General features: G+C 40.1%; 10 protein-coding genes. 6 read left to right on the top strand and 4 right to left on the bottom strand.

The features are described from left to right. Positions 1-71: 71 nt before the first annotated feature. The 3 genes from ACQKMH_RS17920 to ACQKMH_RS17910 all read right to left on the bottom strand — a co-directional run bounded on the left by ACQKMH_RS17920 (position 72) and on the right by ACQKMH_RS17910 (position 6,150). A complete protein-coding gene (locus tag ACQKMH_RS17920) occupies positions 72-3,044 on the bottom strand; it encodes a DEAD/DEAH box helicase (RefSeq protein ID WP_427588817.1) in 2,973 nt (990 codons plus the stop codon). Continuing rightward, on the bottom strand, positions 3,037-4,662 hold the full coding sequence (locus tag ACQKMH_RS17915) for a hypothetical protein (RefSeq protein ID WP_427588816.1): 1,626 nt from the start codon (positions 4,660-4,662) through the stop codon (positions 3,037-3,039). Before ACQKMH_RS17915 ends, ACQKMH_RS17920 begins: the two co-directional genes overlap by 8 nt. A 594-nt stretch (positions 4,663-5,256) precedes the next feature. Then, positions 5,257-6,150, bottom strand: a complete 894-nt coding sequence (locus tag ACQKMH_RS17910; protein WP_427588815.1) for a tetratricopeptide repeat protein — start codon at positions 6,148-6,150, stop codon at positions 5,257-5,259. Positions 6,151-6,694: 544 nt separating this feature from the next. Here ACQKMH_RS17910 and ACQKMH_RS17905 point away from each other — a divergent pair. The 5 genes from ACQKMH_RS17905 (at position 6,695) to ACQKMH_RS17885 (ending at position 15,346) form a co-directional block, all read left to right on the top strand. Continuing rightward, on the top strand, positions 6,695-7,012 hold the full coding sequence (locus ACQKMH_RS17905) for a hypothetical protein (protein ID WP_427588814.1): 318 nt from the start codon (positions 6,695-6,697) through the stop codon (positions 7,010-7,012). Positions 7,013-7,654: 642 nt separating this feature from the next. Then, on the top strand, positions 7,655-9,094 hold the full coding sequence (locus ACQKMH_RS17900) for a hypothetical protein (protein ID WP_427588813.1): 1,440 nt from the start codon (positions 7,655-7,657) through the stop codon (positions 9,092-9,094). Between the two features lie 148 nt (positions 9,095-9,242). Beyond that, positions 9,243-11,249, top strand: a complete 2,007-nt coding sequence (locus tag ACQKMH_RS17895; RefSeq protein WP_427588812.1) for a penicillin-binding transpeptidase domain-containing protein — start codon at positions 9,243-9,245, stop codon at positions 11,247-11,249. Between the two features lie 358 nt (positions 11,250-11,607). Next, on the top strand, positions 11,608-13,680 hold the full coding sequence (locus ACQKMH_RS17890; protein ID WP_427588811.1) for a SpoIID/LytB domain-containing protein: 2,073 nt from the start codon (positions 11,608-11,610) through the stop codon (positions 13,678-13,680). A 391-nt stretch (positions 13,681-14,071) separates the two neighbouring features. Further along, on the top strand, positions 14,072-15,346 hold the full coding sequence (locus ACQKMH_RS17885) for a right-handed parallel beta-helix repeat-containing protein (RefSeq protein WP_427588810.1): 1,275 nt from the start codon (positions 14,072-14,074) through the stop codon (positions 15,344-15,346). Here the strand turns inward: ACQKMH_RS17885 and ACQKMH_RS17880 are convergent. Beyond that, the gene (locus ACQKMH_RS17880) at positions 15,315-16,742 is read right to left on the bottom strand and encodes an alkaline phosphatase (protein WP_427588809.1); all 1,428 of its coding nucleotides are present in this window, start codon (positions 16,740-16,742) and stop codon (positions 15,315-15,317) included. The genes ACQKMH_RS17885 and ACQKMH_RS17880 overlap by 32 nt on opposite strands. A gap of 426 nt (positions 16,743-17,168) precedes the next feature. On the opposite strand from ACQKMH_RS17880, the gene secA reads away from it, so the two are divergent. Further along, entirely contained in the window at positions 17,169-19,550 is a 2,382-nt protein-coding gene (gene secA, locus ACQKMH_RS17875; RefSeq protein WP_427588808.1) for a preprotein translocase subunit SecA, read from the top strand. Positions 19,551-19,579: the final 29 nt, after the last annotated feature.

The raw sequence follows: 19,579 nt of genomic DNA, 5'->3' as shown, positions 1-19,579 counted from the left end.
CTTTATTTTAATGTCTAACCCCATCCTCATCCATCATCTTACCGGGCCAGCGGTTTCTTAAGATAAGACCATCATTGCAGAGCAACCAAGTCCTTGATTTCCTCTGTGGAAAGTTCAGTGATCCAGTTGTCACTGCTGATGATCTCGTCGTTCAGTGCTTGCTTTTTATCAAGCATCTGGTCGATTTTTTCTTCGAGTGTCCCTGTGCATATAAGCTTATGAACATGGACGAAGCGCTGTTGTCCAATTCGGTAAGCACGGTCGGTGGCTTGATTTTCAACAGCTGGATTCCACCAGCGATCGTAGTGAATCACATGGTTTGCTTCTGTTAGATTAAGACCGGTGCCCCCTGCTTTTAACGAGAGAATGAAGATTGGGAATTCCCCATCTTGGAATCGTGTGATCATTTCATCACGCTGCTTCTTGTTCGCACTCCCGTTCAGGAATGGCACTTCAAGGCCATACCGTTTTTCCAACAATTCCTTCATCATGTTGCCCATCCCAATATATTGAGTGAAAATGAGGCAGCTTTCATCCTGTTCGCGGACAGCATCGACAAGCTCAGTCAGCTTCTCGAGTTTGCCAGAACGGTTAGGCGCCTTCATGATGTTTTCCTTTTCCATCTCTTTTAGGTAAAGAGCTGGGTGATTGCAAAGTTGCTTTAGCTTATTCAGCATCTGCAGGATGATGCCTTTTCGTTCAAAGGCAGACAGTTGTTCGATATCAGTGAAGGTATCCTTGATAAGTTGTTCATATAACGATGCTTGCTCGGTGGTAAGCGGTACGAACTCCTTTTGTTCTTGCTTATCCGGAAGATTAAGAGCCACATCTTTATCACGTTTTGTACGACGCAGCAAAAATGGCTGTATTAAACGCTGTAATTCCTTGATCTTATCTTTCTGTTCATCACGTTCAATGGTGGCTACATATTTTTCCTGAAACTGACCTAATGTTCCAAGGTATCCTTTGTTAATGAAATCAAAAATCGCCCATAGCTCACTTAAACGGTTTTCCATTGGCGTACCCGACAAGGCAATATGATGCTGGCCGCTGAGCTTGCGGACTGCCTTGGACTGCTTTGTCTGGGCATTCTTGATGTTCTGTGCTTCATCAAGGATTACGCTGCTCCACTCGATGGAGGATAGTTCAACGACATCTTGGTGGGTCAGGCCATATGATGTTAACACAATATCATGTTGAGCTGCCTTTTTAGCAAATGCTTCACCTTTTGCTCGGTTTGATCCGTAATGAAGGTGGACTTTAAGTGTTGGTGCGAATTTTTCCAACTCCTTTTGCCAGTTGCCTAGGACGGAGGTTGGACAGACGATGAGCGCCGATTTAACAGGAACGGGTTCGGGTGTGGAAGTAACAATTTCTGCCTCATCACTGCTCTCTGCATTACTTTCCTCTTCGACGATGATCGGTTCACTCTTTTGTTCATCCTTCGGGGTAATGGGTAGCTCTTTACTTGCTCCTTCTCTTTCTTTCACATGAAGGAGGTAAGCAATCATCTGAACCGTTTTCCCCAGCCCCATATCGTCTGCCAGACAAGCACCAAAACCATGCTCCCTTAAAAAAAGGAGCCAGCTCATGCCCAGTTTTTGATAGGGGCGCAAATCGCCTTGTAGTGCAGGAGGGACGGGTAAGATGGAAATGTTTTTGGTTTCCCTCAGTCTTCCCACCATCTTGCGAAGCTCCTGATTCAATTCAAATTGAATTCGGAGCATTTCTTCGTTTCCTGAACCTTCATCGCCATCTTCATTTACGTCATTCAATAATTCTTGCTGCAGCAAGTCAGTCAGTTGAATTCCTTTTTCATTAGCGGTTTCCATCAGTTCTTGAATTTGTTTAATGAAAGCAGGGTCAAGCTTGACCCATTGGCCGCGAATGAAAACAAGCCGCCTCTTTTCATTGACGAGCTCCTCGAACTCTGCCTCAGTGAGCTCTTTGCCATTTAATGAGAACCTCCAATCGAAGTCCATTAAAGCTTTCAGCCCTACGTAAGAAGGGCCGCGGTTGGATTGGCTCTTAACTTTTGCTTTCACCTTCAAAGAGGACTCCTTCAAGGCAAGCCACCAAGATGGAAGGAGAATTTCAACACCAAGAAACAGGAGTTTTTCGCTTGCGTCGGTCAAGAACTCCCATGCATCCGCCTCCGAAATCTCCCTTTTTAGACGTCCATTTTCCCCAAGCCATGGCACGACGAGTTGCCATCGTTTCGTAGCACGCACCACTTCACTTGCATACTTATTCCAGCCGCGCGGCAATTTTTTTCCTGTATATGTTTCGATGATATTCTCATCCCTTTTGGAACGAAGGGTGACATCGAGTACCCAAGGCCCATTACCATCAGGGGGCTCAGTTAAACGAAGGCCTATAGTGAAGGGTTTGGGATCTGGCTGGGTCCCTAGCCATTCCTGCCAGCTGTCTTTGTCAAAAAAGGCTTGCAATTCTTCAGGTGAAAGTCGGGAGTCCTTTAAAGCCCCGACGGCTTCACTCCATTTATGCTGCATGGGTGAGTAGTTTTTTAAATACATATTAGCGGCACGGTTATACCACTTTTCGATAAAAGTCCGATTGGTTTCCGCTTCTGGTGAAGGAAGATCTAAAGATATGCCTTCTTCCCAAAACGAAGGGACGAATTCCTCCTCTACCTCTTCCGGCAGCTTCCAGCCAATGGAGTCTAACTGCAGATTAGTGAAATCCGGTACGGGGATTCCGGCTTCAATGGATTCATGAAGAACAGGCGCTGCTGACAGGCAAAGAGAGGAGATCTCCGACCATTCCCATTCTATGAAGGAGTTGAAGCTTTCCTTCGCAAAAAAGTTGAGAAGACCCCAAGCATCAAGAATGAAAACAGGATTTCCATCAATTGTATCCATATTCATTTTAGTTCCATAAAAGCTTGCATCATCCCAATTGAATAAAAGTCTACGTACATAATTCGAGTTGAGGAAGGTATTCTCTTCATTGACGACACCAAGGACGTAAGATCCGTTTTCGAGAGCCGCTATTTTGATTTTTAATTTCCCTGGATTAAACATCGATAAGCTTACCCCTTTTTAGTTCTTCTTGGAAAGCGCGTAGCCGTTTAGTTGAATCGGCCACATATAGTATATAACGTTCAAATACGTCTTCCTTTTTGCTCTTTTTATAGATGGTGCGCATTTTTTTTAAATAACGGACAGCTTGCTTATAGGCTGGTCGATTCTTCAGGGAAACTTTTTCCTGAACCGCGTGATAATAAAGCGGCAGAATCAGTTCCGGTTCTTTAGAGACCACTTCCTTGATGGATTCACTGCTGATTAAGTCAATGCTGATTTCTGAGTAAATATGCATCTCCACCCATTTTTTATATTGTCCTTGTTCAAAAAGGAAGTTTGCATAATTCCAATAGCTGTGTGGAAGGGTTGCTCTGTAAAATTTCTCAAGCAAATCGGTCCGTTTTAATTTATAACAGCAACTGCTAATCAAGGTCGTAAAGGTCCGTACGAAATCCACGCGCTGATAATAATCGGATAAACCAGCCAGGAACTCTTGTACGTTAGCGATGATGAATTCAATGAAAGGGATGCCCCGTGATCGGTTGTCTGATTCAGATAGGAGATTCAGCCAATAAAAAATGTATGGACAGGCTTCCTTCTTTAATTCATGTAGAAGGTCAATCGCTTGTTTATCTTGATTCTCAAGAAGGGATAGGTGAATGGCTGCGAGGGAATAGGACGTCCTCTCAGTCGTGCCCATATACTTCTCTGGTAGTTCTTCCTTTATTCGTTCCAGTTCCTCTTTGCGCCAAGAGGAGTTGGAGAATAAGTAGCTCCAAATTTCCCGATAGAGATCGATTTTTTCATATTCCAGACCTTCTTTGCCATCCAGAAGTTTAGCTACATCTTCCTTGATGCTGAATACGAAGGGATCAAAGGCGAAAGGCCTCGCTTGTCGGCTAAGCGGCTGTACCGTTTCATGCAGATCTTCTGCCAGGTCGACAGCAAGAGCATAAAAGACCCTGATTGTTTGCGTCTGGTCTTTATGTAACTGAATCATTCTCAGTGTCAGCTGCATCGTGCAAAATTGCGTAACGAAATGGTAAAGCAGTTTCCATTCCCTTTCCATTGGAGCTTTTGAGCTAAGTCGTTTAAAGTAGGTTTGTATATGGTTTTCAATCATATAAGTTGGCTCGCCTATATGAGGCTCGACGTGTTCCGCGAAGGTAACATTCACGAAATGCTTCCATGATGGATAGCTTTTATCTAAGATGATCGATTTCTCCTCTGCTTGTTTAAGTAATTCACTTGCCCTTTTTACTTGCTGCAGCGCTTGGGCGGTTGAGGAATTCTTTGGTGCTTTCCACTCGCTCAGCCAGTCGGAAACACTGGCGTGATCTGAATACGCAGAAAAGAAAACGGCCATTTGATGCCGGCAAATGAACCTTGAATCACATGTACAGCTTCCATCTTGAGGGAAGAGAAGGTTCAACCTGGCCTTATGGCGCGTCTCATCCTGTACCTCTGCCGCAATCATATCTTCCGCTTCTTCTTTTATGTCAACAAGCCCCTGACGATATAACTGGAGCCCCTGATTCACAACGTCTGAATCATCCGGATTCCCGGCCTCCAAAAATTCCGCCAGCCGCTCCCCAACTAACAACAACTCCCGCTCCATACTCTCCTCCTTCAGGGTTAAACCCTGTCTACCGAAATGATATTTTTGTATGATCATGAATCATCAGTACTTTTATAATAGTATTTCTGCCTCGGTAACCGAGGATTTGACACCTTGGTACCGTGTATATATTCCATCTAGAGCAAATGCACATGACATTTTTTTATGGCATCATATGCCCTTTGCTGGACCTTTTTTCATGGCTGTTCTCTTGACGTTTTAATCAATTAATCGAACAAACCGCTTACTGCAAAAATCCGTATATTCATTTAAACCCTGTAAAAGTCAATATCGTCAAAAATCCCTTTGAATATAAGTGGTTCTGATATATAGTCTCCAAACAGGAATTCCTAGCATTTACGTTGACCATGCCTTTAAATCCATCATCCCCTTTAAACTTCACAAAGCCTAGTGAAGGAGGGGGAGGGCCCTATATTTTGAATGGGCTTTTGAAGCATCTCTTTATTATACTTCATTTTGGCTTGGAATTTGAAATGTAGGACGCGGGTTTTGGGATTGATGAAGTAGAGCTTATACATATTCTTGGTGAATGGGAAGAGCCATTCCCGTGGGGAATGGCTTTAATATATAAAATTAATTTATTTTCATTTCATTCTTCCAACTGTCCAACTTTTTGTTGATGAAAGTGGCAAAGGTATCGTTTTTTTGTAATGTGAAGAGAAAAGCTGACTTTTCCAAGTACTCTCTTGCCGCTTCAAAGTTTCCTACCAGCTCGAAATTGTAACCTAAATGGTAATGCAAGTCTGCTAAAGCATATAGTTGATCATGTTCGAGACACCATTTTATGGCGTCTTGGCAGCATGCAATGGACTCTTCATATCGACCAAGGCGTGTTAACACTCTGCCAAAGTTATAGGATAAACGTGTCTTTAGCGTTTTATCCGTCAAAAAGGGCAGAGCTCTCAGGTGATTCAAAGCTTTTTTTAACAAGGCAAAAGCATTTTCGTATTGTTCTTCAGCAACATACATTACACCTAGGCTGCTTAATATTTCAAGCTCCCGTTCCGAATAAATTTTATCCGTAGTATGAGTAATGGCGATGGCCTTATTAATAAATTCAATGGCCTTATCTAAATCTTTGTTTTTTTCGTATTCGTATATTCCTTTATGCCAAAGAATTAGCTGATGATTCTTTTTATTCTGAAGAAAGAGAGGACTGTTTTCCTCAGCCTTTACAATTTGCTGCATTTCTTCATAATTTCTGGTTCTTCTAGCTATTTTTAATTGATAAATCACTTCTTCCACGTAATCCAGTCTAGGGGTCATGCCAATATCGAAAAAATAGTTTACATCAACACCTAAACGTTGGGAAATTAAGTAGAGAGTTGAGGCATATGGATAGACATCACCCTTTTCAATCTTACTGATCTGTGCTTGTGTACAAATACCGGATGCTAACTCTTCCTGGGAAAGTCCGATTTGTTTACGTAGCTCTTTGATCTTTTGTCCAACTGCAAAAAAATCCATTTTGATTCTCCTTAAAATATGCCTAGAGTTATATTTTGTTATGAAAAATCGGTGAAAGCTGTATGTACATGTCCTGAACGGTTTAAATAGATTCTTTAGTCGAAATATATAGTATTAAGAAGTGTGGTTAAATATAACTATAGAATTAATTTCTATTTTAACCAATATTTTTTTAAAAGAAAAGGAGGAATGACCTATGAAAAAAAGTACTAAAGCATTAGTCGTATCTTTTCTTATCATCGCTGCTTTCGTGATTGTCCCAAGCGAATTACCAGGCCTTTACGCAGAACTTCCAGGTTTATATAAATAAGGAATGAAGCTTACTATAACTCATTCAAGCATCTTCATTTGAAGATGTTTTTTTTATTCTTATCAATGGTTTATTCTTTCGCGCATATTCCTGTAGTTATAATTGTCTATGAATTGGGAATATAAGGTCCATTAGGTGGGTGTGGAATATACGTGAACGTAGTTTGGAACGCCTATTTCCTTTTTTAAAATTTGTTATAGTGTAAATAACAAAACGGAGAGAGGTGTAAGGTTAATGATAGATATTAATATGAAAGTTCAGCCCTCTTTTTACGATGATGAATGTGCCATTGTGTTTTCTTTTTATTTTGATAAGGCGACCAGGAAAATTGGTGAGGCTGTTGTGTACACATGTAAAAAATCAAATGAAAAAGAATACAACCAAGATCATATAGATACAGATGTACAAGAAAAAATCGCATATATTAAAGAGTTTTCTATTGTAGATGAATATCAGGCAACCTCCATGAAAAAAATTCAACATTTTTTGAATGTAATCGGTATCAAAAAATGTGTGAGGTACAACCTTCAGGGGAATGAAATCGCATTGTAAACGATAAAAACTCATGACATTCTACATGTCATGAGTTTTTACCATTTAAGTGAGTGTTTTGAGCATTCATTTTCATTTTTTTGACGAAATCGCTCATTTGTTTTCTTTCACTCGGTTTAGAGTTAGTCGTTCTTTCGAAAAGCTTAAAGTGTTTATTACTGTTACTTGATTTCATGATGTCTCTCCTTTGCTTTTTTTATTTACCCTTTTTCAATTTATTTAAACGTGATTTTTATTGATAAAGGACTGTCTTAAGGAGTAAGAAGATCATATGAATATTCCTATAGTTATATTTTCGTCCGTAAGTACATGTATATAAGGATTAATTTAGTGATAATAAGTCATTAAGCTAAAATATGGAGAATTTTCATGTTTTATCTTATTGAAAATAAATGTTAAAATGGTCCGAATATCGGATTTTTCATTAGAAACATCAGTTTCTAGTACCCTAAAGTGAAGAGAGTTGAAAAACTCTTTTCGATGGCCCCCGAGCATCTGGCTTGGGGGATCTTTTTTTTGAATGGATTAGTTGTCCACTTTATTTCTATAATATGTGTTGTTTCGTTTGCACATACCTGGGTAAATATAATAAGCAAGATGAATTAAATCTGGTTCGGCCAGTTTAATCGGAGGAATAAATTTATGGATGTGAAAGTAAAAAAGAATGATGAGACTAAGCGAACTTTCCAGCAGTACATCTTTCCGTTCACGCTTGAAGGAAATAAGATTGAAACGTTTGTGAAAAAGTTGCTTGAGGAAGATTTCGTTTTTTTGAACTTGAAAGATATGGACCAACAAAATCAATTTTATGGTGGCCATAAAATTTCACACCGTAAATTGGAAAAATACTTCATGCCCTACATCGAGCCGATTTTATTTCCTGATAACCCGAAACAGAAGGAAGGCTTGCGACGTTTTACGAAAAACCTTGATATTGATTGCACCTTCGAATCGCCCTTTTTAAATACCCCATTCATTATTAACTCCATAGATATCTTCATATGCCCGTTTCATATTGGCATGATGAATCTTCGCGTTACATTGCCTGAAGGGATTTCTTACAATGATGTACTCTATTTTGGCGACACATTCCGAATCCTCGAACCGATTGCTGATGACGAAGAGAAGACAAAAGTCGGTTGCAGGAAAAATCAATATGAACAGGTTAAAGACTTCATCTTCAACGAACTACTGCCGCCAATGGAAGAGTATATGGACGAAGAACAAGCAGATCCCACTTATTTTGGCAGTTTACCTTTTTTTATCGATGAAAGGATGTATGTAATCAGCTATATCGCATTCCCGGAAGATCGTGATATTACTAAAAATGATTTATTTCGAGCTAGTGAGTTAAATGGATACGACAATGATGGAGAGGCATATATCGGCGCATTGAATCCTGATTATATTGAACGGTATTATCGTGAGAGTGTGTATGACAGGTGGGGGGAGGAGACCTATTATGTTACCAGCATGTACCATTTTGCATGTGTCACGAAAGCTACTGGTAACCTGGAACAGGTACTGGCGAGCCAAATGTATGGCCATAACTTTTATACAATTCTGCTTACCTTCTATTACAAAATTGTGCTGCTTAAACTGGTTCATGAACATTCCCAGATCGATGTAGAAAAAGATCAATCAAATACGGAACAGCTGATCTTCATGATCACAGAGTTTTCTGCGAAATATTTATTCAATGAAGTCAATAGTACGGTTACAGGGAAAGAGTTATTCAAAAAAACGGAGGATACCTTTAGGATTGCCCCACTCTATAAAGAAGTAAAAGAAACACTTTCTTACCTCTATCAGAATCAGGATAAGCTGTCCGGGAAAAGAAGTAATTATCTCTTGCAAATTTTAACGATTTATACGGTTATTTCAGGGATATTCGGTATGAATCTCTACATTGGAGATTGGAAAGGGAAATTGCCATGGAAAGCGTATATGAATTATACCTTTTTTGAATGGGTAGCCGTATTCGTAACGATAAGCGGTCTCGCCATTTCATCTATCTTGGGCTTTTTCTTCTTGAAAAAATGGTTGCAAGAGAAAAAAAGCCGCAAAAAAAGAATGTTTTAAAGTCCTGTATCTATGTACAGGACTTTTGCTTTAGAAAAAACATAATTAATTAGCAAAATGAAGAAATTAGTCATACAAATTCCCCCATTCCTCTAATATTTTGATAAACTATATGTATATCATTCTAACTATTCAATAGGAGGAACTCATGAAGAAACTAGCTTTAGTTTCCAGCTTATTGTTGATGAGCGTATTGTTCCTGGCTGGCTGCTCGGATGAGCCAAGTCCAGAAGATCGCTTTGCAGCATACACGAAGCTTTGGAATAAACAGGATTTTAAGAAGATGTACGAGTATCTGTCACCTGAGACGAAGAAAGAAATCAGTGCGGATGAATTTGCGAAGCGTTATGAAAAAATATATAAGGGCATAGAAGTTGACCAATTAAAGGTGGACTATAAACAGCCAAAAGAAGAAAAAAAACATAAAGATGGAGAAAAAGTAAAACTTGCTTATACCGTTGATATGTCCACTATGGCGGGTGCTGTCAGCTCTGACCATAAAGCGACCCTTGTCAAGGAAGGGGAAGGTGACGAGGAAAATTGGTATATCAAGTGGGATGAAAGCTATATTTTCCCTCAGCTGAAAGCTAATGAAAAGATATCGGTAGAATCGTATCCAGCCATCCGCGGGGAAATTGTCGATCGAAATGAACGCGGTCTTGCCATGAACGGAACGGTAGCAGAAGTAGGAATTGTGCCAGAGAAAATGGCTAACGAATCCGAAACGGTTAAAAAGGTCGCTGGAATCCTTAATATGTCTACCGACGAATTGAATCAGAAATTAAAACAACCATGGGTGCAGCCTGGATATCTTGTACCTATCAAGAAAATGTCAAATGATAATACCGCAACCTTGGAAAAGCTATTGAGCATTGCTGGGGTTTCGGTCAATAATACAGAAGAACGAATATATCCTTATAAAGAGGCTACTGCCCATCTGATTGGATATGTAGGTGAGGCATCTGCCGAAGACCTGGAGAAGTTAAAAGGGAAAGGATATAGTGCAAGTGATGTGATTGGCAAGCGGGGTCTTGAAGAAGTTTTAGAAGAACGCTTGAGAGGGAAACCAGGCGGAAAGATTTATATTAAATCAGAAGATGGCGAAGAAAAAGTAATTGCTGAAAAGCCTGCTGAAGAAGGAGAAACAATTACGTTAACCATCGACGCCGAGCTTCAAAAGGATATCTTTAAGCAATATAAGAATGAAGCTGGATCTGCATCGGCCATTGATCCGATGACTGGTGAAACACTTGCACTTGTGTCAAGTCCGTCATTCGATCCTAATAAATATATATTCGGGATTACAAAAGCGGAACAAAAAGCGCTTGAAGAAAATCCAAAAAAGCCGCTTCTTAACCGCTTCAGTTCAACCTTTGCGCCCGGTTCAACCATTAAGGCACTTACTGCGGCAATCGCTTTGAAAAATGGTGTGGATCCGGATGAGGCAATAAATATCCAAGGGAAAACGTGGGCTAAATCGACCTGGAAAGACCATTCCATTACAAGGGTCTCTGACCCTGGTGTTGCAATCGATATGAAAAAAGCATTAATTTATTCTGACAATATATATTTTGCCCAAAAAGCATTGGGGCTAGGTAAGGAAAAATTCACAAGTGGACTCAAAGCATTTGGCTTTGATGAACCTTTGAACTACGAATATCCGATCAAAGCATCGAGCATTGGTAAAATCGACAGTGAAGGGCGCTTGGCAGACGCCGGATACGGTCAAGCACAGGTTCAAATGAGCACGCTTCATCTGGCTATGACGTATTCAGCTTTCTTGAACGAAGGAAACATCCTGGCACCTTCATTAGTAACAGGAGATAAAATAGAAAAGAAAATTTGGAAAGAAAATGCCATATCTGCAGATCAAGCGAATCAAATCACCAAGATGCTGACACAAGTAGTGGAGCATCCTAAGGGTAGCGGACATGGTATAAATGATCTTGGCATCAAAATCGCAGCCAAAACGGGAACTGCTGAAATCAAGGCATCCAAAAATTCTGATGGAACTGAAAACGGCTGGTTTGTAGCCATGGATACAGAAGATCCGGAACTTCTCATGGCATGGATGGTTGAAGATGTAAAAGGACGAGGCGGGAGCCATGTCGTTGTCGATCATATGAAACCGGTTTTGAAGAAGTATTTGAAATAAAAGTGAAAAAAAGCATCCACAGGAAATAGGTTGGATACAGCGAATATTTATCATAAAAAAGCTGGGCATGGTTTCAATCATGTCCAGCTTTTTTATATTTTTTCCACTTGAGTTACGTAAATTCATTTTCAAAGGACACCAACATTATAGATTGGATGTGAAGGATAATGAGTAGCAGATACAGAATTTAAAACAGTGAAGGTTCGGAAATCCTCGATAATATGTGAAGAGGTACTTTGTGAATTAGAAAAATATATAGTTGCCATTCAAAAAAGATAGTGAAAATAAGGAATGAATCATATAAGGGTTTAGGAAGGAAATCGATTGATAAATAGGATAGGAATGAGGATGAAAAAGAATGAGAAGTTTAAAGTATTTGTTTTTGGCTTTCTTTATCATTTTTTCTACATTTTCTTCTCACGGAGCAAAGGCAGCAAAAGAGAATACAGTGATGGAAGTGAAACTGAAGAATTACTTAGGAAATCAAACAAGTGTCAAATTAACGGCAACCGGGGACTATCGTATTTCCGGGGGAGAGGTGGTCCTCAAGGAAGGTGAAGAGCTGACTTTGAAAGTGAAGTCAGGAAAACTTGCCGTTTACAAAGATTCCGAGAAAAGGGGATCTTTTTCTTCCTTTAAGCTATATCCAGTTGCACGAGATGCATTACTGTCCATCAACAGCCGGCCGTATTCTGGATCATTTTCATTTACAGTGGAGGGCGGTTACATTAGGCCCATCAATCATGTTTATATTGAAGATTATCTAAAGGGCGTTGTCCCGAATGAGATGCCTGCACTATGGCCTGATGAAGCTTTAAAAGCGCAGGCAGTTGCAGCCCGGTCTTATGCACTTCGCCATCAATCCAAATTGATTGATGATACGATTTCCTACCAAGTATATGGAGGGGCGGACGGTCACGACAATACGAATTCAGCCATTGAACAGACAACGGGTATGGTAGTCAAACATGATGGGGAAATAATCGAGGCGTTCTTTTCCTCAAGCAATGGAGGCATGACCGAAGTGAACTCCAATGTTTGGACGAGTGGAGACCCGCTTGCCTATTTAACGATAAAAGAGGATTCCTATGACCCAAAAGCCAATTGGGAGATAAAGCTGGACAAGCAGCAAATCGACCTGTCAAAAAAGGACTTATCGAAGCCTAAAGATTGGTGGACAAGTGTACAGGAAAAAGATAAAACGATTGTTCCTAATCTGAAGGCTTGGCTGAAAAATAATGGATATGCCAAACAAGATATTAAAATAACGGAAATTCCCGTTTTAACCTTTAACGATAAAACAAAGGGCGGCCGTGCAACGAAAGGCTCCATCCAACTGAAATTCTATGTAAGAAATCAGTTGGATGATAAGGGCAAACTCTTGAAGAAAACGGTTACCCTTAAAAATGTAGCGGCCTCAAGAATCAGGGGCATGGTGGGGAAGGATGTGATGAAAAGCTACCTGGTTGACCATTCGATTTCGGATCCTTCCAGAATTGCTATTGTAGGGTCAGGTTACGGTCATGGGGTCGGATTAAGTCAGTTTGGAGCAAAGAACAGAGCAGAAGCAGGTCAAACGTATCAGGAAATTTTGGAGTTTTATTATCCTAATACTAATGTAGTGAGGGAATATGGCGATGAAGTGGGTGCATTCAATACGAATCCTGTCGAAAAGGAGGCACCGAGTATAATAGATGTGAACGCGAAGGCGGACTATCAAAAGCATAAGGTTGGTATCACATATTCTCTTAAGGAAGAGGCTGCCGTATCACTCACAATTAAAGATAGTAAAGGGAAAGTCACGGCTACCCCAGTCCGTGATCTCTCACTGAAAAAGGGAAGCCATTTCGCAACGTGGAATATGAAAGAGGTAAGTAACGGTATATATACAGCCGAAGTCTCAGCAACAGGCCGAAGCGGGAATGAGGGTGTGGCAACACTGGCAATTAAGGTTAATAAGGATACGTCTGCACCAAAAATCACTGATGTCGATACATCGGGTAATTACAGTACAGAAAAAGCGAACGTAACGTATACAATAAATGAAAACTCTGAAGTAACAGTGAAAATCAAGAACAGCAAAGGCAAAGTGGTTGGCCTGCTTGCCGAAAGGCAGGCTATTAAAGGCAGTCATTCGGCGACCTGGGATTTTAGAAATATGTCCAACGGGACGTATACGGTGACAATCTCGGCAAAGGATTCGAGTGATAATCAAAAAACCGTTTCAACGGAAATTTCCATTAGGAAGACAACGGGGATAGTGACAGCAAGAACGTTGAATATAAGAGAAAAAACACATGTATCTTCTACAGTGGTAGGACACCTCAACAGTGACCAAACCGTAACGATACTGGCTCAACATGGTGAGTGGTATAAAGTGAAAACGGGAAGCCAAAGTGGTTATGTGTTGAAAAGATATATAAAAAAGTAAATGGTTAAGACGTCATTTATGGCGTCTCCGACTGTAGACAAACTCGATAATAATTGATTTTTTATAAAGTTTTTTAGGCTTTAAAATTTGACCGTTGATTTCCACTGCAGGCACTCGCTTTCCGCCTGCGGGGTCTCATTTGGACGCGTATTCTCGCAGGAGTCTCGCACACCCCGTTCCAATCAACTTTATTTATCTAAATGGAACCCCTCTTGTCTATAAACTAAGACGTCATTGATGGCGTCTTTTTTTTGACTTTTTAGTATAAAATGATAGGTAAAAAACTATTAGTCCATCTATATTGCAATGGAAGGGCTGAAAAGGTTAGATAACACCTTGGTTGAATCATTGATTAGAGGGTATATAGATGCTAAATAAGGAGGATCCTTTCATGGGAAAGAGAGTTGAAGCAATTTGTGTGGCAGCTGTTTTATTGGTCAATTTGATATTGCCTTTGTATGATGTCAATGCCGAATCGAAACCGGTATATTCCATTAATCCAAGCAGCAAAACATATAGAAATAATATGATGAATTTCACTACTTATAATTCTCATACCAAACACTATTATTTATTACGCTCCTATCTTGAGCGGTTAGAACAAAAGGGCGGAGGTACGCTTGTTTTGAAAAAAGGTACATATACCATTAGTAATACTCTCTATGTCCCTTCAAATGTAACGATAAAAATGGAGGATGGCGTAAAGGTCATGAAAGGAAATAAAACGGGCACAAGTATGTTTGCTTCCGCAAAATCAATATTTCAGCTTATTAGACCAACAAAGTCCAGTAAAAGGAGTGTATACGGCCAATATAATGGTGAAAAAAATATTTCTTTAATTGGTGAAGGGTCGGTAATAATAGACATGAAATATGAAAAGGATGGGATTGCCATCATCATGGGTCATAACAAAAATATTAAAGTGGAAAATATCCATTTCAAGAACATGCACTCAGGACATTTTATTGAAATGGATGCTTCAGAGGATGTAGCGATCCGAAAGAATTCATTTACAGATTCGAAAGCATCAGAAAATGTAAACAAAGAAGCCATTAATCTTGATACGCCCGATAAGAACACAAATGGATGGAGTCAAGCTTGGAGTACATACGATAAAACACCAAATAAAAATGTAATCATTGAAAATAACCAATTTAAGAATCTTGATCGCGCTGTTGGAACCCATAAATATTCCGAAGGTAAGTATCATGACAATATAGTTATCCGAAATAATATAATAGAGAAGACACGCAGTGATGCGATCCGCGTGATGAACTGGTCCAATGCCGAAATCACGAATAATATAATAAAAGATGTGGAAAATGGCAAGGAAGGGACTAGAGGGATTTTAGCCAGTGGTGCGACGAATCCGACATTCAAAAAGAATACCTTTCAAAAGGTAGGTCGTACCATTCAATTTATGGCGTGGGAAAATTCAGGTCCGGGTTCTACATACAAAACGACTTATAATCGTTTAAATAAGAAAAATAAAAAGGATCTTACCAATAATATTGCGATAGACACAGACGAAACATTCATCCGTATCAATAATAGTTACAATGAATATATCTTGAATACCGAAAAAATCGATTTAGTGGGACAGGAGAATGCTCTTAAAAGAGGAATGAATAAATTCATTCCTCTTTTTTATGCTGACCGGGCGTGAAAGGAACACCGGAGGCTTTTGTGATGATTTTCGAGATATCCGTATTATCAATGACCCCCTCGAAGGCTTCACTGCCTGGACCCGCAGCAAAAACGGGAATCATATTAGCGGTATGTCCTCCTGTGGAACTGGCAGCACGTATGCTTCGATCGGCTACACCTGCCTTATGGTAATTGGCGATGGTGCTTCCGATTTCCCATTCAATTCGATGCTTTGGATAGACAAGCGTTCTATTCTTTCTTACGTTATCGATGAATTGCTGCACTTCATGATCCGTAAGGGATATATGTGCATACTTCTTGAATACGGTAACCACGCTTTTAGGATTGATTTCATTATTTTTATCGAATGTAAGCTGTTTAGACATATATTCAGAAGAAACCCTAATCTTTTTCAATGCAGCGATATCCATCGTTTCAGAAGCGGAAATCCCCATTGTTTCATGGTCTGCAAGTACAACAATCAAAGTATCATTTCTGTTTTTTGCCCATTTCACAACCTCTTTCACGGTCTGGTCAAATTCAATCATTTCCTTCCATATTCCGGTTATATCGGCTGCATGCTCCATGGAGTCAATGCGTGCACCTTCAGACATCAAGAAGAATCCCTTATCCCCCTGAGATAAAATATCAATCGCTTTGGCAGTCATTTCGGGAAGGGAGGGCTCTTGTGAATGTAACACTTCTTTATCAAGCTTGAAATTCATATAAGTGGGGTGAAATAACCCTAAAAGTTTTTCTTTTTTATTCATGGAACTTAGTTCTTCTTTAGTGGTCGTAAACGCATATCCTGCTTTTTTAAATTTAGCGATTAAATCCTCGCCATTCTGTTTATCCGCTTCGAAATAGCTGGCACCTCCGCCGAGAATGACGTCAATTTGGTTATCAAAGAGTTGCCTCGCGATATGTGCTCCGCCAGTCCAGCGGTTCGATACACTTGCACCAAAGGCAGCGGGAGTGGCATCGACTACCATATTTGTTGAAATGATCCCGACTTTTTTGCCATTCGCCTGGAATGCATCCAATATACTGTCTACCTCCTCGCCTTTTGCATTAACACCGATCATTTCATTGTTGGTTTTTATTCCGGTGGCAATCGCGGACCCACCTGCTGCCGAGTCGGTGACATAATTATTGGCGGAATATGTGCGCATCAGGGCGACGTGCTCCAGTTTTTCCAAATGTAATATACCTGTTTTTCCATATTCCAATTGTCGGGCGATTTCTATTGCACCTAGCCCCATGCCATCGCCAATTAGCAATATGACATTTTTGGGGGCACTTTTCGTTTCTGCCTGAATGGGAGAGGTCATGCAAATAAGGCAAAAAAGAACGAGTACTCCAAAGCGATGGGCCTGGGCAAGTTCATGAATGAATCTTCTGGATGTCTTCTTCATCTGTAATCCTCCATTTTTGGTGAAAGTCTTCCTATTATTTGTTAAAATCCATAAAAAAACCCCCCTTCCTGGTATTCAAGGAAGAGGGAATCTTTTATGCATGGATTTCTGTTCGTTGTGAAGTCCGCCCAGATTTGAACCAAATGACTGTTACGGAAAGCAGGGTGAACAGGATAAGGAAAATGGAAAGGACACTTACACTTGACCAGAATAAATCATCATTATTTAGTGTTATGACAGATTTAAAACCATTGATAGAATGTGTAAGCGGGAGAAAGTGACTCATTTCCAACTTTAGTGAAAAAGAGAAGCAGGCAAAAAAAAGATTTTCTATTAATTACAATATATAGGTAATAATTAATAAACAGTAAATATATAACTGATATAATTTCACTAGAGGTCAATTGAAATAGGAGAGAGAACCCTATGCTATCGAGTATGAAAAAGTTCTTCAAAGAAGGCTCTAAAGACTTAAAGCACATATATAAGTTTGTAGAAGATGTGAATCGACTAGAAGGTAAATACAAAACATACTCAGATCAAGAACTAAGCGGAATGAAGGATGAATTTAAAAACGCTTTGGATACTGGGGAACATAAAATGAATATCCAAACCGAGGCTTTTGCGGTGGTTCGTGAGGCCTCTAAACGAGTGCTGAATCTTAGGCATTATGACGTTCAGATTGCTGGAGGTTTTGTCTTGAATGAAGGGGGCATCGCACAAATGAATACGGGCGAGGGGAAGACGCTTGTCTCCCCTTTGCCTAGCTATTTACAAGCACTTGATGGAAAGGGTGTCCATATCATTACGGCCAATGAATATCTGGCCAGGCGTGATATGGAATTAATGGGGGAAATTCATGGATTTCTAGGACTGACGGTTGGTTTGAACATTTCCCGAATGGATCCAACTGCAAAACGTGAAGCTTATGCGGCAGATATCACGTATGGAACGGCAACGGAGTTTGGCTTCGATTATTTGCGTGATAATATGGTTTTCCGAAGAGAGGAAAAAGTGCAAAGAGGGCATCAATTTGCCATTGTCGATGAGATTGACAGCATCTTGATTGATGAAGCGAGGACACCATTAATCATTGCGGGCAAGTCAAGTGACGGAACCGAGCTTCATCAAATCACGGCAGAAATCTTGAAGTCATTTATAGAAAAAGAAGATTATGAAATTTTCATTGAATCAAAGGCTGTCTTTTTCACTGATCGAGGCGCTTCCAAGATTGAAGAAGCTTTTGGCATCGACAATTTGTATGAACTGGAGCATCAAGAGTTATTACATAATGCTACACAGGCGCTCAAAGCCCGTGCGATTATGAAATTGGATGTGGACTATATTGTCAAGGATGAAAAGATTTCATTAATCGATAAATTCACAGGCAGGGTGATGGAAGGAAGAAGTTTCAGCAATGGGCTTCAACAAGCAATTGAGGCAAAAGAGGGCTTGGAGATTTCTGAAGAAAATGAAACACAGGCTTCGATTACCATCCAAAATTATTTCCGTTTATATCATTCACTGTCTGGGATGACAGGCAGTGCACTGCCTTCTAAGGCGGAATTCTGGGAAACATATCAGCTTCCCGTCATTGAAATTCCCACTAATAGGCCCGTTAATCGAGTTGACGCGATCGATCTGATTTATAAGGATGATATAAGCAAAATCAATAAAATCGTCACGGAAGTAAAGCGGATTCATGAAGAAGGTAGACCTATTCTGATCGGGACGACATCCATTGAGCAATCAGAAAAAATATCGATTCATTTAGATAAGGTAAAAATCAAGCATCAGATTCTCAATGCAAAGACGGAAGAAGATGAAGCGAAAATCATCGCCAAAGCCGGGCAAAAAAATCAAGTCATGCTGGCTACGAACATGGCTGGAAGAGGAACGGATATAATACTGGACGACTCTGTAAAGGAATTGGGCGGACTTCATATCATAGGTACGGAGCGGCACGAGAGTAATCGAATCGATATGCAGCTAAGGGGACGTTCCGGCCGGCAAGGTGATCCAGGTTCCTCACAATTCATCATTTCTTTAGAAGATGAATTGTTTGATTACTATGATGAAGAAGAAATCGAACGATATAAAAACAAGGTCAAAACGAATGAAAACGGATTGGTGAGGGGCCCTGCACCTGATAAATTCGTGAAAAAGGTGCAGGAAACGATTGAGCAGATGCATCATTCAAGCCGTAACCACTTATTGAAGTTGGAAGATGTATTGAATGAACAGAGTAAAATCATGTACACGATGAGAGATCGTATCCTTGATATGGAATCTGGCGGGATGTTGAACATTTTACATGAATATATCGAAAGGTACATTCACAGGCTTGTGGGGAAATATTACTCTGAGCAAATAGAAGAACCGGATGTGATTTCCTTTATTGAAGAGCTTTCCCTTGTCCTCCTAACACTGGATTGGCAAGCGAAGGATTTGAAGGATCTAGAAGGTCGAATCGTCGAGGGAAAAGCATTGGATGCCTTAGGTGAAATGGAACCGATACTAGTAATGTTCCAGCACGATGCAGAATGGGGAAATCAGCTGCGTGCTTTCATGCTGCAGCACATTGATACTAATTGGATGAACCATTTAGACTTAATGAATAGTTTGAAGGAAGGCATTAGTTTAAGCGGGTATGGACAACAGGACCCATATATGTTGTTTGAAAAAGAAGCGCTTAATCAATTCAATCTTCTATTATGTAAAATAGAGTCGGAGATCAGCATTCATTTTATGGAATACGTAAAAAGCAATCAGTTAGATGAAGCGGCTTTGGAGAGTGATGAACGGTGAGTTTATTCGGAAAAAGAGATAAAAGGGTT

Source organism: Peribacillus sp. NPDC097895, from assembly GCF_050277555.1.
GTDB lineage: Bacteria > Bacillota > Bacilli > Bacillales > DSM-1321 > Peribacillus.
Note: the sequence above shows the minus strand (reverse complement) of the source record. Positions and strands in the feature narration are given on the sequence as shown.